Source organism: Halomonas sp. 72 (assembly GCF_052379785.1).
Lineage (GTDB): Bacteria > Pseudomonadota > Gammaproteobacteria > Pseudomonadales > Halomonadaceae > Vreelandella > Vreelandella citrativorans.
Genome location: NZ_JBQSYY010000002.1, coordinates 25,116 through 47,231, shown reverse-complemented (window position 1 = coordinate 47,231; position 22,116 = coordinate 25,116). Strand labels below are relative to the sequence as shown.

The 22,116-nt window shown below is 56.3% G+C and carries 21 protein-coding genes; 9 read left to right on the top strand and 12 right to left on the bottom strand.

What is annotated here, in order from left to right:
* Positions 1 to 2: 2 nt before the first annotated feature.
* The 9 genes from thrC to ACT3T6_RS02090 form a co-directional block, all read right to left on the bottom strand.
* On the bottom strand, positions 3 to 1,391 hold the full coding sequence (gene thrC / locus ACT3T6_RS02130; RefSeq protein ID WP_193055183.1) for a threonine synthase: 1,389 nt from the start codon (positions 1,389 to 1,391) through the stop codon (positions 3 to 5).
* Positions 1,392 to 1,397: 6 nt separating this feature from the next.
* Complete coding sequence (locus ACT3T6_RS02125; protein ID WP_172118532.1) at positions 1,398 to 2,714, bottom strand: homoserine dehydrogenase; 1,317 nt, start codon at positions 2,712 to 2,714, stop codon at positions 1,398 to 1,400.
* A 209-nt stretch (positions 2,715 to 2,923) separates the two neighbouring features.
* The gene (locus ACT3T6_RS02120; protein ID WP_172118533.1) at positions 2,924 to 3,715 is read right to left on the bottom strand and encodes a DsbC family protein; all 792 of its coding nucleotides are present in this window, start codon (positions 3,713 to 3,715) and stop codon (positions 2,924 to 2,926) included.
* Positions 3,690 to 4,571 (bottom strand): site-specific tyrosine recombinase XerD, encoded by an 882-nt coding sequence (gene xerD, locus ACT3T6_RS02115; protein ID WP_193055182.1) that lies wholly within the window; start codon positions 4,569 to 4,571, stop codon positions 3,690 to 3,692. Before xerD ends, ACT3T6_RS02120 begins: the two co-directional genes overlap by 26 nt.
* A gap of 138 nt (positions 4,572 to 4,709) precedes the next feature.
* Positions 4,710 to 5,066, bottom strand: coding sequence for a 50S ribosomal protein L19 (rplS, locus tag ACT3T6_RS02110; RefSeq protein ID WP_087110090.1), 357 nt, complete (start codon positions 5,064 to 5,066; stop codon positions 4,710 to 4,712).
* 191 nt (positions 5,067 to 5,257) lie between these two features.
* Positions 5,258 to 6,019, bottom strand: a complete 762-nt coding sequence (gene trmD / locus ACT3T6_RS02105) for a tRNA (guanosine(37)-N1)-methyltransferase TrmD (protein ID WP_193055417.1) — start codon at positions 6,017 to 6,019, stop codon at positions 5,258 to 5,260.
* 62 nt (positions 6,020 to 6,081) lie between these two features.
* Positions 6,082 to 6,627, bottom strand: coding sequence for a ribosome maturation factor RimM (rimM, locus tag ACT3T6_RS02100; RefSeq protein WP_172118535.1), 546 nt, complete (start codon positions 6,625 to 6,627; stop codon positions 6,082 to 6,084).
* 45 nt (positions 6,628 to 6,672) lie between these two features.
* Positions 6,673 to 6,921, bottom strand: a complete 249-nt coding sequence (gene rpsP, locus ACT3T6_RS02095) for a 30S ribosomal protein S16 (RefSeq protein WP_009724081.1) — start codon at positions 6,919 to 6,921, stop codon at positions 6,673 to 6,675.
* 274 nt (positions 6,922 to 7,195) lie between these two features.
* On the bottom strand, positions 7,196 to 8,185 hold the full coding sequence (locus ACT3T6_RS02090) for a LacI family DNA-binding transcriptional regulator (RefSeq protein ID WP_193055181.1): 990 nt from the start codon (positions 8,183 to 8,185) through the stop codon (positions 7,196 to 7,198).
* A gap of 211 nt (positions 8,186 to 8,396) precedes the next feature.
* On the opposite strand from ACT3T6_RS02090, the gene ACT3T6_RS02085 reads away from it, so the two are divergent.
* The 5 genes from ACT3T6_RS02085 to ACT3T6_RS02065 all read left to right on the top strand — a co-directional run bounded on the left by ACT3T6_RS02085 (position 8,397) and on the right by ACT3T6_RS02065 (position 13,156).
* The gene (locus ACT3T6_RS02085; protein ID WP_193055180.1) at positions 8,397 to 9,437 is read left to right on the top strand and encodes an ABC transporter ATP-binding protein; all 1,041 of its coding nucleotides are present in this window, start codon (positions 8,397 to 8,399) and stop codon (positions 9,435 to 9,437) included.
* Positions 9,434 to 10,567, top strand: a complete 1,134-nt coding sequence (locus tag ACT3T6_RS02080; RefSeq protein ID WP_193055179.1) for an extracellular solute-binding protein — start codon at positions 9,434 to 9,436, stop codon at positions 10,565 to 10,567. Before ACT3T6_RS02085 ends, ACT3T6_RS02080 begins: the two co-directional genes overlap by 4 nt.
* A gap of 100 nt (positions 10,568 to 10,667) precedes the next feature.
* The gene (locus tag ACT3T6_RS02075; RefSeq protein ID WP_226912030.1) at positions 10,668 to 11,549 is read left to right on the top strand and encodes an ABC transporter permease; all 882 of its coding nucleotides are present in this window, start codon (positions 10,668 to 10,670) and stop codon (positions 11,547 to 11,549) included.
* Complete coding sequence (locus tag ACT3T6_RS02070; protein ID WP_193055178.1) at positions 11,546 to 12,358, top strand: ABC transporter permease; 813 nt, start codon at positions 11,546 to 11,548, stop codon at positions 12,356 to 12,358. Before ACT3T6_RS02075 ends, ACT3T6_RS02070 begins: the two co-directional genes overlap by 4 nt.
* A gap of 30 nt (positions 12,359 to 12,388) precedes the next feature.
* A complete protein-coding gene (locus ACT3T6_RS02065; RefSeq protein ID WP_193055177.1) occupies positions 12,389 to 13,156 on the top strand; it encodes a metallophosphoesterase in 768 nt (255 codons plus the stop codon).
* 77 nt (positions 13,157 to 13,233) lie between these two features.
* Here ACT3T6_RS02065 and ffh read toward each other — a convergent pair whose 3' ends face one another.
* Entirely contained in the window at positions 13,234 to 14,661 is a 1,428-nt protein-coding gene (gene ffh / locus ACT3T6_RS02060) for a signal recognition particle protein (RefSeq protein WP_172118541.1), read from the bottom strand.
* A 209-nt stretch (positions 14,662 to 14,870) separates the two neighbouring features.
* Between ffh and ACT3T6_RS02055 the strand changes: the two genes are divergently transcribed.
* Together ACT3T6_RS02055 and ACT3T6_RS02050 are read left to right on the top strand one after the other, a co-directional pair.
* Positions 14,871 to 15,668, top strand: a complete 798-nt coding sequence (locus ACT3T6_RS02055) for a cytochrome C assembly family protein (RefSeq protein WP_193055176.1) — start codon at positions 14,871 to 14,873, stop codon at positions 15,666 to 15,668.
* Positions 15,669 to 15,755: 87 nt separating this feature from the next.
* Positions 15,756 to 17,036 (top strand): HlyC/CorC family transporter, encoded by a 1,281-nt coding sequence (locus ACT3T6_RS02050; protein WP_193055175.1) that lies wholly within the window; start codon positions 15,756 to 15,758, stop codon positions 17,034 to 17,036.
* An 88-nt stretch (positions 17,037 to 17,124) separates the two neighbouring features.
* On the opposite strand, the gene ACT3T6_RS02045 is transcribed toward ACT3T6_RS02050, so the two are convergent.
* Together ACT3T6_RS02045 and ACT3T6_RS02040 are read right to left on the bottom strand one after the other, a co-directional pair.
* Complete coding sequence (locus tag ACT3T6_RS02045; protein ID WP_225733772.1) at positions 17,125 to 17,730, bottom strand: 1-acyl-sn-glycerol-3-phosphate acyltransferase; 606 nt, start codon at positions 17,728 to 17,730, stop codon at positions 17,125 to 17,127.
* 53 nt (positions 17,731 to 17,783) lie between these two features.
* Positions 17,784 to 18,398: a TetR/AcrR family transcriptional regulator gene (locus tag ACT3T6_RS02040; protein ID WP_172118544.1), complete on the bottom strand. Its 615-nt coding sequence runs from the start codon at positions 18,396 to 18,398 to the stop codon at positions 17,784 to 17,786.
* A gap of 190 nt (positions 18,399 to 18,588) precedes the next feature.
* Here ACT3T6_RS02040 and ACT3T6_RS02035 point away from each other — a divergent pair, with 190 nt between their 5' ends.
* Positions 18,589 to 19,275: an SOS response-associated peptidase gene (locus ACT3T6_RS02035; protein ID WP_193055173.1), complete on the top strand. Its 687-nt coding sequence runs from the start codon at positions 18,589 to 18,591 to the stop codon at positions 19,273 to 19,275.
* Entirely contained in the window at positions 19,275 to 22,115 is a 2,841-nt protein-coding gene (locus ACT3T6_RS02030; RefSeq protein ID WP_193055172.1) for an insulinase family protein, read from the top strand. The genes ACT3T6_RS02035 and ACT3T6_RS02030 overlap by 1 nt, the downstream gene beginning before the upstream one ends.
* The last annotated feature ends 1 nt before the right edge of the window (position 22,116 follow it).

The window sequence follows — 22,116 nt, the reverse complement described above, 5'->3', positions numbered from 1 at the left end:
TGTTAACGACGGTTATCCGCCACAAACTGCTGTACGGCGCTCAGCTCAGCTGGCAATACCGTGTAGCGCTCTTCACGCTCCAGCAAATCATCCATATGCGTGGGCAGCGGTACGCCCTGGAAGCCTGCTTTCACCACCGCTTCAGCAAACTTGGCCGGGTGTGCGGTGGCAAGCGTTATCATTGGCGTTGAGTGATCAGCGCGCACTCGCTCAGCAGCGCGGTAGCCCGTGGCGGTATGCGGGTCGAGCATTTCACCAGTACGATGATGCGCTTCGCGAATGACGTCCAGAATGGTCGCATCGTCCACACTAAAACTTGAGAACTTCTCACGCAGCTTGGCAAGCGGCGCATCGGCAAGTGCGGTGGGCTCTTGCTGAAAGCGCTCCAGCAGTGCCGCCACGGCCGCACCATCGCGCTCATAGGCGTCAAACAGAAGACGCTCGAAGTTCGACGACACCACGATATCCATGGAAGGCGCGAGCGTTGCCTCAAGTTCCTTCTTGGAAAAGTCGTTGGCGGCCAACGTGCGGTGCAGAATGTCGTTGGAGTTGGTGGCAATGATGAACTGCTTGACCGGCAGCCCCATTTTGTACGCCATGTAGCCCGCAAACACGTTGCCAAAATTGGCCGACGGCACGCAGAAGCTGACCTCGCGATGCGGTGCCCCCAGCGCGACACCCGCCGCTACGTAGTAAACGATCTGAGCCATGATGCGCGCCCAGTTAATCGAATTGACCGCCACCAGGCGCGTGCCGTTCAGAAAGTCCTGATTGGCAAAACTTGCCTTGACCATGGCTTGAGCGTCGTCAAAATTGCCTTCGATAGCAATATTGAAGACGTTATCGGCCAACACCGAGGTCATCTGGCGGCGCTGCACTTCGGACACCCGCTGGTGCGGATGCAGGATAAAGATATCCAGGTTGTCGCAGTGGCGGCAGCCTTCAATCGCCGCCGACCCGGTATCACCCGAGGTGGCGCCCATGATCACCGCGCGCTCGCCGCGCTTTTTCAAAAAGTGATCAAGCAGGCGGCCAAGCAGCTGTAGCGCGACGTCTTTAAATGCCAGCGTCGGGCCATGGAACTGCTCAAGCAGGAAGTGATTGGCGTCGAGCTGCTTGAGCGGCACCACCGCATCGTGAGTGAAGGTGGCATACGCGTCGGTCACGATGGTGCGGAAAGTGTCGTCGTCAATCTCGCCGTTCACAAACGGCTTCATAACGCGAAAAGCAATCTCAGCGTAAGAGAGCCCGGCCATATCGGCCAGCGCTTCTTTCGAGAGGGTGGGCAGCTCTTCCGGCACGTAAAGGCCGCCGTCGCTGGCCATACCGGTTAGTACGACTTCTTCAAAGGAGAGCGCGGGCGCCTGCCCACGCGTACTGATATAGCGCATAGTGGGTTACTCCCCTTCGCTCAGGCTTTCCACGCGGATGCGTGTCACCGGTCCGGCGATATCGGCCATCGCTTCGATTTCACGAATTGCTTCGTTCATCTGCTTCTCTTTGGTGCGGTGCGTCAGCAGAATAATCGGCACCAGCTCGCCTTCGGTTGCCTCTTTCTGGATCAGTGCCTCAATAGAGATGCCCTGCTCCGAAAGAATGGTGGCTACGCGCGCCAGTACACCAGGGCGATCCACCGCCAACAGGCGCAGATAATACGCCGTAATGATGTCTTCCATCGGCATAATCGGCAGTTGGCTGACATCTTCATCAATACCGCTGAACGCCAAATAGGGCACGCGATAGTGGTGGGCAGTTGTAATATCACGAGCTACATCCAACACATCAGCAACCACGGCGGAAGCCGTTGGTTCAGCACCCGCACCGGCACCGTAGTAAAGCGTGGGGCCTACCGCGTCACCCATGATGGCAATGGCGTTTTTGACGCCATGCACATTGGCTAGCAAACGCTCTTTGGGGATCAACGTGGGGTGAACGCGTAGCTCAAGCCCCTGGTCGGTACGCTTGGAAATACCCAAGTGCTTAATAACGTAGCCCAGGTTATCGGCCTGCTCGACATCTTCAGCGGTAATCCGTGAAATACCTTCGGTGAAGGCTCTTTCAAACTGAAGCGGTACGCCGTAAGCAATCGAGGCCAGAATGGTCAGCTTGTGCGCCGCATCGATACCTTCCACGTCAAACGTGGGGTCGGCTTCGGCGTAACCCAGTGCCTGCGCTTCGGCAAGCACGTCTTCAAAGGCTCGGCCTTCGTCGCGCATGTGCGTCAGAATAAAGTTGCCGGTGCCGTTAATGATGCCGGCCACCCACTCAATGCGGTTGGCACCCAAGCCTTCACGCAGCGATTTGATAACCGGAATACCGCCTGCAACGGCGGCTTCAAAGGCGACAATAACGCCCTTTTCATGGGCGGCTTTGAATATCTCGTTACCGTGAACAGCAATCAACGCCTTGTTGGCAGTAACCACGTGTTTGCCATTGGCAATCGCGGTGAGTACCAATTCACGCGCCATGTCATAGCCGCCAATCAGCTCGACCAGCACATCAACGTTAGGGTTAGTTGCCACCTCGAAAACATCGGTGGTTGCGTTAATACCGGTAATATCGCAGTCAGGGTGAATACTGCGATGAGCCACCTGCTCAATCACAATAGGGCGGCCTGCACGGCGTGCAATATCATCCGCGTTGCGCGTCAATACATTGAACGTGCCGCCGCCAACCGTGCCTAGCCCACAAATGCCTACTCTTACCGGTTTCAAAATACATCCCCTTTCGTGGTGGGCGCCCTTGGCGCCTGGTCTTAAATTCAGTGTCTCAGCGTCACCGCTCGTTAACGGTGCTCTCTATTGGTGGGCACTTGTTGGGCGTGCCTATTGCTATGTTTCTGTTGCTACGTTTCTGTTGCCAGGCGCCTGCTTCAAAGCGCCTGCTTCAAAGCGCCTGCTTCAAAGCGCCTGCCAGATCAGGCTTAGACGTCGCCCAAGCCTAACATGACGGCAAGCCTTTCTGGCGGTACATAGCCTGGTACCATTTGGCCATCGGGCAGAATAATCGCGGGCGTGCCCTGTACACCCAGCGCCATACCCAGCTCATACTGTTCAGCCACCGGGTTATCGCAATCCGAAGGACCCGATAACGGCTGGCGCTGCTGGGCACGGGTCATCGCTTCACTACGATTATCCGAACACCACGCTTGCTGCATGGAGGTCGCCGCATCGCTGCCCATACCCGCCCGTGGGAATGCTAAATAGTGTACCGCAATCCCGCGCTCATTAAGCTCAGGCACGGCTTCGTGAAGACGCTCACAGTAGGGGCAAGTGGGGTCGGTGAATACTACCACGGTGGCTTTTGGCTCATCGACACCGCGATACACAACGCGCTCAGACTCGGGGATGCTTGCCAGTGCCGCAACACGCTCCTGATTTTTGGACTGCTCGGTTAAATTGACCAGCCCCGTCTCGGCATTTTCGAAAAGATCACCCACCAAAAAGTGGCTGCCATCGGCGTTGGTGTAAAACGACTCGCCGCTTTCCAAGCGCACGTGGTAAATGCCTTCCATCGGAGTCGTCGTTACGTGCTCAACCGGCATCGGCTGACCATTAACGCTCAGCGACTCACTCAGTCGTTGCGTGACGGCATCTGCGTGAGCGGCGACCGGCAAAACGCTGGCGATGGCGAGCGTGAGTAATGCCGTGCGTAAAGAAGGAGTAACCGTACGTTGACGCATTCTATCTTCAACCTCGCGGATGGTGTTCGGCATGTAAATGCTCCAAGCGGGCTTGGGCAACATGCGTATAAATTTGAGTCGTAGATAAATCGCTGTGGCCTAACAGCAGCTGTACGACCCGTAAATTGGCCCCATGATTCAATAAATGTGTCGCAAAAGCATGCCGCAGCGTATGCGGAGATAACGGACGCGAGATACCAGCCGTGATGGCATGCGCTTTTACACGGTGCCAGAAGGTCTGTCGCGTCATGGCTTTATCATGGCGCCCTGGAAAAAGCGCTGGCCTGGTCGGGTCGCTCATTAGCGCAGGTCTGGCCGTTTTCATATAGTGCGCAAGCCAATCTGCTGCTTCCTCCCCCATGGGCACCAAGCGGTCTTTATCCCCCTTACCGCGCACACGCACCACATTTTGGCGCAGGTTCACCGCATCGCCGGTTAACGACACAAGCTCCGACACGCGCAGCCCACAGGCATACAGCAGCTCCAGCATGGTGCGGTCGCGCACGCCCAGCGGTGTATCAACATCAGGCGCCATCAGCAGGCGCTCAACCTCCGCCTCTTCCAGCGTATTGGGCAGGCCTGGCTGCACTCTGGGAAGCTTAACATCCACCAGCGGGTCGCTAACCACATGCCCGTGTAAGCGTGCCCAGCGATAAAAACTTCTAAGGCTTGATAACAGCCGGGCGTTGCTTCGCAGTTGATAGCCTTGCTCTCGGCGGGCACCCAACCATACGGGAAGCCGCTGCCCCGTGGGAGACAATATATCCTCACCTTCTGCTACCAGATAGTGCTGCCACGCGGTTAAATCGCGCCGATAGGCGGCTAACGTATGATCACTGGCGCCTTGCTCTAACCATAGGGCGTCCAAGAAAGCATCAATGACGCTCATACGTTAATCGTCTCCTGCTGAGTATATGAACACATAAACAAAACCCCGCCCCGCAAAGCGGTGACGGGGTTCTTGTATCCGGTGCGACACGTGCCCAAGACGTACGTCAAGAACAGTGCGCGCCCGAGAAAGCGTCGCTTAGGACAGCTTTTCTTTGATACGTGCTGACTTACCGCTACGCTCACGCAGGTAGTACAGCTTGGCTTGACGCACGTCACCACGACGCTTGACTTCAAGAGAGTCAACCAGCGGGCTGTAGGTCTGGAAAGTACGCTCAACGCCAACACCGTGAGAAATTTTACGTACGGTGAAAGCGGAGTTCAGACCACGGTTACGCTTGGCAATAACAACACCTTCAAACGCCTGCAGACGCTCGCGGGTGCCTTCCTTAACTTTTACTTGAACGATAATGGTGTCGCCCGGCGCAAAAGAAGGAATCTCTTTGCCCATCTGCTCGTTTTCGATCGCCTGGATCACCTTGTTCTTGCTGCTCATCTTCATACTCCTAAATAACGGAATGGTTTGCCACGCAGTTGTGGAAGGGGCAAACCGTGATCCCGGCGCTCGAATCGAGCCACACGGGAGTCGTTATGGGTGACACAGGTCCGTAGGCTTGCCGTCAATATGTAGACGACGTGCCCTTTCCGTCCTGCACCGCCGCTCTGCACCAAGTCGTTGAAAATAACCTACTTGGCAGACAGAGCGTGTTCCTCGATAAACTCGTTCAGCAACTGCTGTTGCTCAGCATTAAGCGCGCGCCCTTCTAACAGGTCGGGACGGCGCTGCCATGTGCGGCCTAACGACTGCTTCAACCGCCAGCGCTTGATGGCTGCATGATTACCGCTTAGTAGCACATCCGGCACCTGGCGCCCGTCGATACTTTCTGGACGGGTATAGTGCGGGCAGTCCAAAAGACCGTCATTAAACGAGTCTTCGATAGCGGAGTCCTGATGCCCCAATACACCGGGAACCAACCTCGCCGCTGCGTCAATCAGCACCATGGCGGGCAGCTCACCGCCGCTCAGCACATAGTCGCCAATCGACCACTCTTCATCGATGTCACTCTCCACCACACGCTCATCAATCCCTTCATAGCGCCCTGCCACCACCACAAGGGGGCCAGCAGCGGCTAATGCCTGAGCGCCTTTTTGATCAAGCTTACGCCCCTGGGGCGAAAGATAGATCACCGTAGGCACCTGGCCGGTGGCTTGATGTGCCCGCTCACGGGCATCGTGGATAGCGCCACGGAGTGTATCGACTTTCATCAACATACCCGGGCCGCCGCCATAAGGGCGGTCATCCACACTGCGATGGCGGTCGGTGGCGTAATCTCGCGGGTTCCAGAACTCCAGGCTAATACGTTGCTTCTCTATCGCCCGACCTACTACGCCCTGTTGGGTGAGTGCATCGAACATTTCAGGAAACAACGATACTACGCCGATCCACATAGCGGGCGTATCCACATCATTGCCAAGCACCGCTGTTTGCACATCGGCCGCTTCGTCATTGATCAAAACTCAGGGTCCCAGTTAACGACCATACGGCCATCTTCAAGGCTGATTTCGACAATCACGTCATCAGGCAAAAACGGGAGTAGCCGCTCGCGTTTGTCGATCGCGTCGTCATCGCCGCGAACCACCATGACATCGTTGGCGCCGGTTTCAAACAGGTAGCTTACCCGTCCTAACCGCTCGCCGGCTTGAGTGAAGACAGCCAAGCCTTCAAGCTCATGCCAGTAATACTCATCGGCTGCCAGTGTAGGCAGTGCATCTTTGGGCAGTAAAATATCCGCTTGCGCCAGTGCTTCAGCGGCATTGCGGTCATCCACGCCTTTAATCTGCACAACAAGGCCTTTACCTTGCCGACGTCCCTGAACAATGGTCATTCGCGTCAGGGTTTCCCCTTGGCGCACCCACCATTCGGGATAATCCAAAATGCTGTCCATGGGGCTGGTGTAAGAATACACCTTGAGCCAACCCTGCACCCCGTGGGGGCTAGTCAGCTTGCCTAACACCACATGCGTGTCGTCAGTTTGGCTTGTTTCAAAACGCGTCATCGACGACCTCAACGTACAGCAGTCCAGACTCTACCGTGAACAGACTTACGCCTGTTTACGCGCTTCTTTAACCAGCTCAGCAACACGACCAGACAACTGGGCGCCTTGGCTCTGCCAGTGAGTAACACGCTCTAGATCAACGCGCAGACGCTCTTCCTGACCACGGGCAACCGGGTTGAAGAAGCCGATACGCTCGATGAAACGGCCGTCACGGGCGTTACGCGAGTCAGTAACAGTCAGGTGATAAAAGGGACGCTTCTTGGCGCCACCACGTGCCAAACGAATGGTAACCATACGATAACTATCCTTCGGTTGAGGTTACGAGAGTGGAAAATAGCGCAAACCGCCACCAGAACACTCATCATACTGTTTTCTTGATACGCGGCTCACTTGAAGATAAGTGGCTGCTTTGTACCATTTTAGGCCTTCACAACCGGATGTGGCGGCAATGCTTACACATATTTTGCCAACACCCACGCATGAAGAGGCCGCATTCTACGCAAATGCGCCCTGATTGGAAAGCCTGACAGCCAGAAAACTCACAATACGTCAACCACTGCATTAACGGCTAAGCACTGACACGCTCAACAAGTGTCACGCCAACTCTCACGACCTGCGTGGCGCGCGTAGGCGTCTTTACTCTTGCTTCAAGCAGGCGCAGTGCTTCAAGAGCCGTTTCCTGTACCGGGTTACGCACCGTCGTTAAAGGGCAGCGCCCCCAAGCAGCGCCTGGAACATCGTCAAACCCCGTAACCGCTATCTCATCCGGCACCCGCATACCGCGCTGTGCAGCGGCTTCGACAACGCCCAGCGCCATGGCATCGTTGGCGCAGATAATTGCATCCAATGACTGTCCTGCATCCAGCAGCGCCAGCCCTTCATTCAGCCCACTTTGCAGCGAGAAATCTCCCCGGTGCACGGCCATTAACGCCAAGCCGTGGTGGCTCAGCGCCTGCTCGACGCCCAGCCTGCGCTCCTGGTCAGAAAACGTATCCTCAGTGCCGCCCAACCAGGCAATCCGTCGGCGCCCTTGCTGGACCAACCGGTCCACCAGCAAATGCATACCTTTTATATTGTCGCAACACACGGCATCAGCCCCACTGCTTTCCAGCACGCGTCCAATCAATACCAGCGGCGCCCCTGAAGCCCGGCAGCGGTCGGCGATCTCGCGACTCACCGAGCCTGCCGCCACAATAGCCCCCTCAACCTGATAGGCCAGCGCATGGTCGATCACCTCGGTGACGTTACCGCCGCGCAACGCTGGCAATAGTAGCGGCTGATAGCCACGGGAGCTGAGCTCAAACACCAAATGCTCAAGTAGCCAAGCCTCATAAGGACGCGATATCTCTCCGGCCACCACCGCGATCAATCCAGTGCTACGCCCCGTCAGCCCCCGAGCGATAAGATTGGGCCGATAACCCAGCGCCTGAGCCACGGCTAAAACGTGTTCGCGCTTTTTTGCCGACACCGACGCTCCGGGTGTAAAAGCGCGTGAGACCATGGCGCGCGATACGCCTGCCGCTTGGGCTACATCATCGGCGGTTACGCGTATCGGCATGCGCCAGCGCCTCGGGTGTTTTTCAACATGATGACCGCTCAATCAACAAGATAATTCCGCCATCCTAGCACCCCTTGGTTGCCTTTTAAGCGTTTTAAAATGTACATCAAAGCGTCATCAACGCCTCGTAAAATCACCTTATTAAAGTTTTGCACGCGCGTTCAAAAATTACGCTTGTTATCCGTCTTCTACCTTTTATGGAGCCCCGAGAATGAGCACCGAGGCATTGACGCTCAATGACGTGACGATTGACCTCAGGCAGAAACGCATTCTGGAAAACATCCATCTTGATGTCGCGCCAGGAAGCTTCACCTGCCTGCTGGGTCCATCCGGCGGCGGAAAAACGACGCTGCTGCGCGCCATTGCTGGCTTCACACCTCTAAGCCGTGGCGACATACGTTTAGGCAAACGGTCTATCACTCATCTGCCGCCTGAAAAACGCCAGACCGCCATGGTGTTTCAGTCCTACGCGCTCTGGCCGCATATGAGTGTGGGGGAAAACCTTGGCTACCCGCTGAAACTGCGCGGCGTCCCTCGCGAGGAGCGCGCCCGAAAAGTTGCCGCCATGCTGGAGCGCATGGAGCTTGGTGGTTTTGAAAGCCGTGCGGTCACGCAACTCTCTGGCGGCCAGCGCCAGCGTATCGCCCTGGGGCGTGCGCTCATTATTGACCCACCTTTATTACTGCTCGATGAGCCACTTTCCAACCTGGATGCCGCGATTCGGCGCAGCCTGCGCAGCGAACTGCGCCGCCTACAGAAGTCGCTGGGCATTACCACCATCATGGTGACCCACGACCAGGAAGAAGCGCTCCAAATGGCCGACCAGATCGTCCTGATGCGCGGAGGCCATGTCGTGCAGGTAGCGCCACCCCAAACGCTTTATCACCAGCCGGCTGACGTGGCCGCCGCACGCTTTTTGGGTGTGGATAACACCGTTGCTCGGCAAGCCTCGGACCCCGCGATGGCCTCTGCTGCCACCACATTTGGCTTTCGTACGCGTGACGCCTTGATCAATGTCCCCCAGCATCCTGCGATGCTGACGCGTAAAGGGCGGGTTACTGACTGCGTTTATACCGGCGATGGCTATCAAATATCGCTTTGTGCCGAACAGGCTGAGCTTTGTGCTACGTCGGCCACTCCTATTGCTCCGGGTACCTTTGCCGTTGTTCAGGTACCGCAATCGGCCCTGATCCCTTTTGGGCCGGACGATCGGCATCTGCCGCCACTTGATCGACAAGAGGATATTGCATGAAACCCTTCGCCCTTACGCTCAGCCTGATCGCCAGCGCCATCACTGCGCCCGCCATGGCCGCCACAACGCTTAACGTGTTTACGGCAGGCGACGACAACATGGTCGAGTACATTAATGAATTTCTCGCTCCTCGCTTTGAAGCCATGCATCCGGATGTCACCGTCCGCGCCATGGGCACCGGCCCCGGCGATGCGGGTAGCCAAGCTATTTACGAAACCCTAAGCGCTCAGCGTGATAAAGAGACGTGGGGCGTCGACGTTGCAGTCATCCACCAGCGCATGGCCGGGCAGATGGTGGAAGAAGGTTTACTAAGCACCTATACCGGCGCGCTTGAAACCGGTGATTTGGTCAGCGCGGATAGCGCGCGTAATGCGCTGGGCGTTGATGTCGAAGGCTATGTTATGCCGATGTTTCAGAGCCAGATTGCCATCGCCTATAACCCGGCCCTTTTAGAACAGCCGCCGGAAAGCTACGCAGCGCTTGCCGACTGGGTTGAGGAGAACCCCGACCAGTTTGGCTATAACGGCATCACCGGCGGCATGGCAGGCGTAGGCTTTGTCTTCGGCTGGATGTACGCCTTTACTGATATGGCCGACACGCTGCAAAACGGCCCTTGGGAAGAGGGCGCGTCTGAGCGCTGGACAACAGCACTTGATCAGCTGCGTACTTTTAACCAGCACGTCACCCTGACACCCGGCAATGCGGGCACCATGGACGCCATGAACCGCGGCGAAATCGCCATGGGTCCGGTGTGGATGGACATGTACTACACCTGGATGGCCGATGGTCGCCTCAACCCCGATTTCCGCCTGCTACTGCTCGAACCCGGCATGCCCGGCCAGCCGATGTACTACGCGATTCCTGAGCGCGCAGAGCATGCTGAGTTGGCGGCTGAATTCATTGCTTTGGCAACGAGTCCTGAGGTACAGGCTGAAGGTATTGTCGGCACGTTTAACTGGTTCCCCGGTATTGATGCCGAACACGTTCGCAGTGAACTGAGCGACGAACAGTGGGCTCAGCTCTATGCTGACGTATCGCCAGAGACACTTGCTGAACGTGGCCGCTCCATGCCGCAAGCGGGCTACTTCCGTGCCATTCTCGAAGCCTATGAAAGCCACGTCAGCCGCTAAGCGCTGGACGATCAAGCGCTCGATGATGACGCTTTGATGATAAGGCATTGATGATCACTACAGGGGGGCCGTCGCGCCCCCTTCACTGTGGAAAGCGTTTATGACGACTTCGCCCTCTTCAACCTATCTCATGGCAATGCCTGGCAAGCGGTTCCCACGAATAAGCCTGGGTATCTTGCTGGTGCTGCCCGCGCTAACCGCGATTACGCTGCTCTATGCGCTGCCCTTGCTACGCTCACTGGTGACAGCTTTTCGTAGCAGTGATGGCGGCTGGACTACCGACCACCTCGTTCGCGCCTTTTCGCTTTATGGCCGCGACGTGCTTTTTTCTATCGGCGTCGTATCAGCAGCACTTGCGCTCATCGCCGTTATCTCCATTGCGATTTCAGGTTATCTGGTGCTGAGCAGCACGCCCTGGGCCGTTCGCTTATTGCGCTGGCTCTACCGCTGGCCGCTGTTTATTCCGTTCGTGGTAAGTGGTCAGATTGCCCGCTCATTTTTATCGACCAACGGCATGATGAACGGCGTACTGATCGAAACTGGCCTAATGATGCCCGAGAGCGCGCAGAGCTTTTTGGATTGGCGAGGATTAGTGCTGACCTTTGCCTGGAAACAGATCCCGTTTGTGACGCTTCTCTTGGCCGGTGCCATGGCCGCGATTGACCGCAGCCATATTGAAGCCGCCCGCAACATGGGCGCGAGCCGCCTGCGCTGCCTTTTCGGTATTATCCTGCCTCAGGCAGCGCCCACCCTCTGGGTCGGGTTGATTCTGTCGCTGGTCGCGATGCTTTCGGTCCTCTCGGTACCGATGATGCTGATTGCCGGTAACCCCACCATGATGACCTCAATGATGGCCCATCGAATCACGTACTACGGTGACTACGGCGTCGCCAATGCGCTGGGGCTGTTCTCCTACGCGTTAACGGCGGTAACCGCATGGATCTATTTGCGTCTGACCCTGCGCCGCGAGGTGACCTCATGAGTATCACCCGAGCACTTTCGCCGATAGGGCTGGGCCTTTTACTGGGCGTGGTTGCCTTTATTATTTTCGGGCCGCTGTTGAATCTTGCTCTTTGGGCCTTTGCCGAGCAGTGGTTTTACCCGAATCGACTGCCTACTGGCTGGGGCTTTTCCTTTTGGGAGCGCGTGTTCCGCCCACGTGCCGGCGCTTGGACATCGCTTTTCAATACCGTACTGGTTGCCTTTTCCGCCGTTATACTTTCAATGGCGCTGGCCATTCCTGCAGGCTACGCCTTGGCACGTCAGGCGTTACCCGCGCGTAATGTGATTATGCTGTTTTTTTTATTGCCCCAGGCATTTCCCAATCTGCCGATTTTCGTCAATATCGCCGCCATTTTTTATCAGTGGGGGCTCAACGGCACGTTAATTGGCGTAGTGCTGGTGCATTCGCTTCCGGGCCTTGTATATGCCGTTTGGATCGCGACCGCCGCATTCTCTACGGTGGACCGCTCGCTGGAAGAAGCCGCCCGCAACCTGGGCGCCTCTCCGCTGCGTACGTTTGCCGGTATCACCCTGCCCCAGGCGCTACCTGGCCTGCTTGCCGCGTCCATCTTCGTATTCCTCGACAGCATTGATGAGTTCACTGGGACGTTTTTTGTCGGCGCACCGGAAATCACCACGCTGCCACTGTTGATGTTTAACGCCTCCATGGGTGGCAACTATCAGGTGGCGGCCATCACCGCGTTGATTTTGCTGATCCCATCGGTCGGCTTCATGTTGGTCATCGAGCGTTTTCTAAAAGCCGATGTCCTGTCACGCGTGGGCCGTTAACGGCCCGCGTCACGTTATCGAGTTTTGTGCATGCTGATTGCCCATTTATCTGACCTTCATGTGTTTACTACGCAGTCTGAAACCGGCGAGTCACGTTTGGATATCGCCCACGTGGTTGAACGTATCGTGAGCGACCTTGTGTCGCTTAGCCCACCGCCCGATCTTATTGTGATCAGCGGTGACCTGGCCGACGGCGGGACCGAAGACGACTATCGACTGATTCGCCGCTTGCTGGCACCACTGGAAATGCCCATTCTGGCCGTCCCGGGCAACCACGACCGGCGTGAAGCCATGCGCGCAGTGCTGGGCGACCGACTTTCGGGCTTGCAGCCAGGCAAGTTTCTACACTCCAGAGTAGAGGCAGACGGTGTCACGTTACTGGGCCTGGACTCAATTATTGCTGGCAAACCCCAGGGCGCGCTATGTAGCGAACGCCTGGATTGGCTGGAAAACCAGCTTGGGCACACCAAGCCGCTAACGTTTCTGGTGATGCATCACCCGCCCTTTATGACGGGCAACCCTCACTGGGATGACTACAGCCTGATCGAGGGCCGAGAGCGTTTCGAGGCTATTATCAGTGCGTCTCCCAAACGCATTTTATGTGGGCATATTCATCAGCCCTTCCACACCTTGTGGGGACAACACTACAGCGCCATTGCGGGCAGCCCTGCGTTTCAATACAACCTGGTGCCGGGCAGTCAGGCGAAGCCGACACTCAGCGATGTGCCTTACAGCTATCCGCTACATGACTGCCAGCCAGATGGCAGCGTTCTGGTTCACCTGCGCCATATAACCTAAAAGCCAGCACCGAAGGGTGCTGGCTTTTAAAGCGTACGGGCCTTTAATTGGCCCGCTACCAGGTTCCAAGCGTGTGCTTAGCGCCAGGGCAGGCCACCGGGGCCACCCATACCGCCACCGCCCATGCCGCCCATTCCACCTGGGCCGCCAGGGCCTCCGCCGCCGCCCATCATGCCGGACATGCCGCGCATCATTTTCTGCATGCCGCCTTTCTTGCCCGCTTTCTTCATCATCTTCTGCATCTGCTTGTGCTGCTTGAGCAGACGGTTCAGGTCGGGCACCTGCAGGCCAGCACCGGCGGCAATCCTGCGCTTGCGCGAGCCGTTGATGATATCCGGCGCGCGGCGCTCCTTGGGCGTCATGGAGTTGATCAGCGCTTCAAGCTTGCCCAGCTCTTTCTCAGGCCCAGGGCCTTGAGCCATTTCGGCCATTTGCCCCATGCCAGGCAGTTTGCCCAGAAGACCACCCATGCCGCCCATCTTTTTGAGCTGTTGCAATTGGTCGCGGAAGTCTTCCAGATCAAAGCCATCGCCTTTTTTAACCTTGCTGGCTAGCTTGGTAGCTTTGTCTTTATCAACCGTGCGCTCGGCTTCCTCGATCAGCGACAGCATGTCGCCCATGCCGAGGATACGTGATGCCACACGATCCGGGTGGAAGGGCTCCAGAGCGTCAACTTTCTCGCCCACCCCCATAAACTTGATGGGCTTACCAGTAATATGACGTACCGACAGCGCCGCACCGCCACGCGCATCACCATCAGCCTTGGTTAAGATAACCCCGGTCAGCGGCAGCGCATCGTGGAATGCTTTCGCGGTATTAACCGCATCCTGGCCAGTCATCGCATCGACGACGAACAGCGTTTCTTGCGGTGAGATCGCCTTATGCAGCGCCTGGATCTCCGCCATCATGGCTTCATCAATTGCCAAGCGACCCGCGGTATCTACCAGCACCACATCGTGGAACTGGATTTTGGCGTGCTTGATCGCCGCTTCGGCAATATCAACAGGCTTCTGGTCAGAGCGCGACGGGAAGAAGTCGACTTCGACCTCTTTAGCCAGCGTCTCCAACTGGTCGATGGCTGCCGGGCGATAAACGTCGGCCGACACCACCAGGACTTTTTTCTTCTCGCGTTCGCGCAGGTAGCGGGCAAGTTTGGCTACCGACGTGGTTTTACCCGCCCCTTGCAAACCGGCCATCAACACAACGGCTGGCGAGCCTTTGAGGGTTAGGCCTTCGTTGGCCTCGCCCATAATGGCTTCCAGCTCCTGCTGGACGATTTTGACGAACTGCTGACCGGGCGACAGGCTCTTGGACACCTCTTGCCCAACCGCCCGCTCGCGAACGCGTTCGATAAAGGCCTTGACGACCGGCAGCGCTACGTCGGCTTCAAGCAGCGCTTTGCGCACTTCGCGCAGGGTATCTTTGATATTGTCGTCGGTCAGGCGCGCCTGACCTTTGATCGACTTCAACGTCTGGGAAAGACGCTCACTGAGATTCTGAAACATGGGGCCTCTCTGCCTCCGTCGCTGTCGCCGGGCCTACGCCCCTAGACTGATGTACATGGATTATACGCGCTCACGCCTTGAGTCTCCATGACTGTCCGCGCGGGCTAACGATGGCTGTGCGATACTGCTTTGATTGGTTATAGTAGTCGGTACACGTTAACTTAACTGTTTTTTACTGCAACGCGCGAAATGCGCACACGGATAGCATCATGCAGGCGCTGCCTTTCGCCACGATCGCTTTTGTACTCTATGTTGCTGCTGCCACTTGGCAGGGCATGACCCTTTTTCGCCGCGTGCCGCCACGCCAAAGCATGGTGCGCCTGCTGGGTGCCTTGGGCCTATTGCTCCATATCCCGGTGGTCGTCCAACTGATGGGGCAATCCCCAGGCCTTCTGCCTGGGTTTACCACCAGCGCGACGCTTTTCATGGCGGTCGCCGTTAATGTGCTGTTGATAGCGAGCCTTTTCAAGCCAGTGCTTAACGTCGGCATCGTTCTCTTTCCTTTAGCGGGTGTCGCGCTGATTACCGCCACCTGGCTCCCCAGCCACACTAGCCACACGGGCCTGACACCCGGCATTCTACTGCATGCCATTAGCTCCGCGCTGGCGTTTGCCATGCTCGCAATTGCGGCGATACAGGCAATCCTGGTGGGATTACAAAACCAGGCGCTACGCCATCACCATATTCGCGGCATCGTGCAGTCGCTTCCTCCGTTAACCACGATGGAACGCGTCCTGTTTGAGTTGGTCTGGGCAGGCATTTTGCTACTAACGCTCTCGATTGTGAGCGGCTTTATCTTTCTTGATAATATTTTTGCCCAGCATTTATTACATAAAACCGTTCTCTCGTTAGGTGCGTGGGTTATTTTCACAACCCTACTCATTGGCCGCTATCGTTTCGGTTGGCGCGGCATGCGCGCAGTACGGTGGACGCTGGGTGGTTGCACGCTTTTGATACTGGCCTACTTTGGCAGTAAGTTTGTGCTTGAGATACTGCTCAATCGCTAAGCCCATATACACGGCTATGACTGTCTTGACACACCTTCTTCTAGCTTCTACAAACCGTGCTTGATACGGCATAAAGGAATTTTCGACTTGAGCGACGACTTCCCCTTGGGATTACTATTCGGCCTTCTTGGCTTACTAGTACTGCTATCGGCTTTTTTCTCCAGCTCTGAAACCGGCATGATGTCGATTAATCGTTATCGCCTGAGCCATCAAGCCAACAGCGGTGATCGGCGCGCCAAACGGGTCATGCGCCTGCTTACCCGCCCTGACCGCTTGATTGGCGTCATTCTAATCGGCAACAATTTCGTCAATAACCTTGCGGCATCCATTGCGACTATCATCGCTATTCACTTTTTCGGCGAAGTATCAGGCCCGGCGATTTCTACTGCCATTTTAACGATTACTATTTTAATTTTTTCCGAGGTTACCCCCAAAACCTACGCGGCGATTAAACCTGAGCGTATTGCCTACCCCAGCTCTATGGCGCTGGAGCCGCTTTTGAAGCTGCTTTATCCGCTGGTGTGGCTGGTGAATATGATCTCGAACGGCCTACTGCGCCTACTGGGCGTGAAAAGCGTGGAGAATGGCGGCAACAACCTTACCCGCGACGAGCTGCGTACCGTGGTACATGAGGCGGGTACGCTGATTCCCTACCGCCACCGGGCCATGCTGCTGTCGATCCTGGACCTTGAGAATGTCACGGTCAACGACATTATGGTGCCGCGCCATGAAGTGCTGGGGATAGACCTGGACGACTCGTTGGAAGATATTCTGACCCAAATTCGTACCAGCCAGCACACCCGCTTACCGGTTTATAAAGGCGACATCAATAACATCATCGGCATGCTGCACTTGCGCAATGCCGCGCGCTTTTTATCCCGTGACGAAGTCACCAAGGCGGCCATTGTCCAGGAAGCACGCGAACCCTACTTTATTCCTGAGTCCACACCGCTTCATACCCAACTGCTTAACTTTCAAAAGCAGAAGCGGCGTATCGGTATCGTGGTAGATGAGTATGGCGATGTCGAAGGGTTGGTAACGCTTGAAGATATTCTGGAAGAGATCGTTGGCGAGTTCACCACGGACGTATCGGAAGATGAAGAGATTCATCAGCAGGACGACGGCAGCCATGTCATTGAGGGTACGGCTAACATCCGTGAAATCAATAAAATGCTGGGGTGGCACTTACCAACCGATGGCCCCAAGACCCTAAACGGGTTGATTTTAGAGCACCTTGAAGCGTTCCCCGAAGGCCCCGCCAGCCTGCAAATTAACAATATCCGTATGGAAATACTGGAGATCCGCGACAACCTGATCACCTCTGCCCGCTGCTGGCAAAACGTGCGTCTTCCAAGACGCCAACCCTGACAGCACTTGAGACAGATAGCGTTTGAGATGGCTAGCACTTGAAATGGACAGCACTGGGGACGACATGAACAAGTAGCGCTGAAGCGCGTTAGCGCGCGTCAATATCTTTATCGGCGGCCACTTTTAGCGCTCGCACCCGCGTTTCCAAATAGCTACGCAGCGTAACCCCATCCACCTCTTGCACATTAATGGGTGGGCCAAAATGCAGGCTAACCGGCGCCCTAAAGCGGCTTGGCCACTTTTTCAGCGCTTTACCGTTGTAGTGTGATGTCCAGGAACCCCACAAGCCTGCCAGCCCGGCAGGAATCACCGGCACATTATCGCGTGCCAGAATAGTTTCCAGCCCGCGTCTGAAGGTATGGATATCACCGTCTGGCGTTAACCGCCCTTCCGGAAATACCATAACGACTTCCCCACGGCGCAGTGCCTGGCTCACTTCATCCAGCGTACGCCGCAAGGCGCCGGGGCTACGCCGCTCGGACTCAATGGGAATAGCGCCGACAAGCTGAAACCACCACTTGAGCCAGGGCGAATCGAAAATTGGCTGATCCATAACAAAACGCAGTGGCCGAGGGCTGCCGCCCCCCAGGACCAGAGCATCCATAAAGCTTACGTGATTGCACACAACCAGCGCACCGCCACGTTTGGGGAGGTGATAACGCCCATGCACATGCAAGCGATAGCAAAGTCGCATAGCCAGATAAATCAGGCTACGCAGCACTTTGCGGACAGCGTTGATCCACCATCTCACGACGCCGGCTCCCGGCGCCGAAGCCCTGCCAGCACCGTACTGACCAACTGATCCAGCAGTTCATCCACTTTAAGCTGCTGGCCTTGCCAATACCCCAAGCGTTCATTTAAGCCCAGCTGTACAAGCCCATGTACGCTGCCCCATAGCGTGCGCCCCAGACGCCGAGCTTCGAGATCGTCAAGCGTGGGCTGATACTCTTTGAGAGCGGATTCCACCTGGGTAAACAGCGCTTCAATGAGATGGCTTTGACGCTGATCAAGCTCCCCTTCTTGCGCCAAAGGATAATCAAACAGCAGCTTCCAGCGGTAGCAGTCTTGCTCGGCGAAGTGCCAGTACGCATGCGCCAGCGCACGCAGCCAAGGCTCTGGCGCGTCTGCCGATAATGACGTAATGGTCTGCTTCAAGCCCGCCAACGTCTCGACGTTAACGTGCTGCAATAAGTTGTTAAAGCTGCCGTAAAGTTTAAGCAGCGTACTGGGCGCACAGCCAACCTCTCTAGCCAGGGCACGCAGGGATAAATCGTGGACTGACTGTACAGCCAACCAATCATCACAAGCTTTCATGACCTGCGCATGGAGGGCATCGGGCGCATGCTGTCTAGGACGGGCCATGGCGATCTCTTCAGGTCAACGAATAACAAGAAAGAATGCCTCACAGCGCTTTAGCGTGAGCAAGGGGTAATATAGGATACCTTATATCGAACACTGTTTTCGACACTAAAACGCCACATTTAGCGCATTCTTGTGCATCTGTAATCTCTCCCATGACATGATTGAGCCGATTCTGCTTAAGGAGACTGGCATGACCGGACGCCTACATGTACACAACTTACCGCTCAAGCGTCTTCTGCCCTCACTCAAGGCGACATCCGCGCTGGTGGAATCCCCCAATCTGGCACCCCGCCAACCCGTTTCGGCTATTCGTTTAGCCCAAGGTGAATTGCAGCTCGAATCAGTTTTTTGGGGGTTAACCCCCCCGTGGTTAACGGTGCTGGATCACGCTCCACACTGCGCTAGAGCTGAGACACTCAGTTCAAAAGCCATGTTCCATGAAGCGTTTCAGGCTCGTCGCTGCGTTATTCCTGTCAGCGGTTTTTACGTTTGGAAAGCACTGCCGCGACACAAACAGCCTTATCTGGTCACAGAGGTGAGGCGCGCGCCCTTACTGCTCGGTGCGTTATGGTGTCGCTACCATACAACGCTTACCGCGTTTACTGACTCAACAGCACTGATTAGCGTACCGGCCAACGCATGCCTGGCACCGCTTAGCGACCGATTGCCGGCGGTCATTCCCCCTCATGCGTTGACCACATGGCTTGACCCCGACAGCCCTTTGGAAACCGTTAAAACGTTATTAACACCCGCGCCCTTGGAACTATTAGGTGCGTTTCCAGTATCCAAGCATGTCAACAATCCTGCCTATCAATCAGCCGCTTGCGCCCACCCGGTTGGGCCAATGCTGCAATGGACCGTCCCACAGGAGCCGTAATGTTACGACCGAAAAGTAGACTATTTTATTCGCGCGTTGTACTGGCAGCGGTGCTCAGCTCCGTATGGTTTTCTCCCGGCGTGCTGGCCGCTGGTGATGACCCGATAGAAGACATTGTCATCCCGATTGCCAGCCCCTTTGACAGTCGCGACTATCGCGTGCTGACGCTTGAAAATGGTCTACAAGCGCTATTGGTAAGCGATCCTGACGCCGATAAAGCCGCTGCATCCATGAACGTCCGAGTCGGTAGCGCCCAGGATCCAGATGACCTGCAAGGGCTTGCTCATTTCCTTGAACACATGCTGTTCCTGGGTACCGAGGCGTATCCCGCTCCAGACGCCTATCAGCGCTTTATTTCTGACCACGCGGGCTCCCATAACGCCTTTACCGCTCAGCAAGATACCAACTATTTTTTTGATATCGAGCCCTCCGCTCTGCCGGAAGCGCTTGATCGCTTTAGCGAGTTTTTCCTGTCACCGCTGTTTAATGCCGACCATTTAGAGAGCGAGCGCAATATCGTTCATTCTGAGTACATGGCAAGAATTCGCGATGAGTCCCGACGCGAAAACGACGTGCTTAACCAATTGCTCAACCCTGACAATGCCACCACAGGATTTGCCGTTGGCAGCCGCGAGACGTTAGCCAGCCCACCGGCGGGAGAAGCGACGCTACGCGAACGTGTCATCGATTTTTATCACCAACATTACGATGCCAACGTAATGAACCTGGCCGTCGTTGCCCCTCAGTCGCTTGATACACTCGAAGAGTGGGTGGTGGAGCGTTTTGCGGATATTCCTGACAATGGCCTGAGCGTTCCTACGATTGATGCACCGCTGGTAGATACCGATACCCTGCCACGCTACGTTGAGCGTCAGTCACTGCAAGATCGCCGCCAGCTGCGTTTTTACTTCCCCATCCCTGACCCCGAAAATGAGTACCACGCAAAACCCACTCATTTAATGTCGCATTTGCTGGGCGATGAAGGGGATGGCAGCCTTTTGGCGGTACTGCGTAATGCAGGTTTGGCCGACGGCCTGTCCGCAGGTGTTCAGCGCGGTGATGGTCAGGACGCCCTGTTTACGGTTTCCATTAGCCTGACGCCTGCCGGTGCCGAGCGGCTTGATGATATCCAGGCTACGCTATTTGCCGCCATTGATCAGCTGCGTGACGATGGGTTGGCTGACTGGCGCTATACTGAACTGCGCGATTTGAGCGAGCAGGCATTTCGTTTTCAACAGCACGGCGCACCCCAGCAGGAAGCCACTCAGCTCGCCATGAATTTGTCCCGCTACCCGGTTGAGGATGTGCAGTATGCCGCGTATCGCATGGATGCACCGGACACTGAGCGCCAGCAAGCGTATCTGGCTGCGTTAACGCCGGACAACATGCTGCGCTTTTACTCTGCGCCCGAGGTGGAAAGTGACACGGTTTCGCCCTGGTTCTCGACCCAGTGGCGAGAACAACCGCCTGTTCAAGAAGGTCTCGCGCTTGAAGGTTTGGCCCTGCCTGAACCCAACCCCTTTATTGCCAGCGACCTTGCCCTTATTGAAGGCCAGGACGAGCACCCAAGCCTAATGATCGACACGCCATTCTTTAAGGTTTGGCACATGCAGGACTCACGCTTTAATACACCAAGCGTTGAGTGGCGGGTCAGTTTGCAGTATCCCGACGCCAGCTATTCGGCCGAAGAGGTCGTACTGACGCAGTTGCTGGCTGGGTGGCTAAACGACAGCTTGAATGAATCACTTTATCCCGCATGGATGGCCGGTCAGTCGTTTAGCGCCTACCCGCACGCACGTGGGATGACGCTATCATTTTCCGGTTGGCGTGATGGTCAGACACCGCTTATTGAGCAAGCCATTGATCAGCTTAAAACGGCTGAGATTAGCGAAGGCGCCTTTGATCGCGTGCAATATCAGCTGCAGAGAGAGCTGGTTAATGCGCCGCAATCATCGCTTTATGGCCAGGCAAGCCGCACGCTGGGTGAAGCACTGCTGACCCCACGCTGGTCGACAGCCGAACTACTTGACGCCAGTCAGCGCCTTGACCAGCAGCACCTTGAGAACTTCCGTAAGCACTTTTTGGGCGGGCTCTATATCGACGCCATGGCGATTGGCAACCTGGATAAAGCACTCGCCCAGGAACAAGCCGAGCGGGTGCGCAGCAAACTGCGCCCAGGCTTGACGCGAGAAGATATTCCAACGCTTAGCCCGCTGGCCATTGACACGACTTCCAGCGTACTGCACCCGCACAGCACCCGCGACGAGTCCCTGGTGCTGCGTTACTTACAAGGGCGCGACCAGAGCGCTAAAGAACAAGCAACCATTAGTGTGATTGCCCAGTGGCTGGAGACGCCCTTTTATCAACAGCTGCGCACGGAAGAACAGCTGGGCTATATTGTGAACGCGGGTTATTCACCCCTGCTTGAGGCACCTGGCATTGCACTACTCGTTCAATCGCCGGATGTGGACAGCGAAACGGTCGCTGCGCACATGGATGCCTTTTTAGCTGACGCTGGCGAAGCACTTAAGCAACTCGACGATGCTGAACTCGACGCCTATCGCAAAGCGGTCCATGCCAGTCTGAGCGAGCGTGATACCAGCCTTGCGGGCATGGCCAACCGTTACTGGCAGGCCACCGCGCTGGATGAGATCCGCTTTGACCGTCGTGAAGAGCTGGCCAACCTGGCACTTGAGGTTAGCGCTGCGGATATTCAAGCTGCATGGCCAGAGCTACTTGGCCACCAGCTTGATATACGCTTCAACCCGGGTGATGAGCCCAGCGATGTAACGCCTTACCGCGAAGCACTAACGCCGTTTACCCAGCGCAACACTCCGTAAA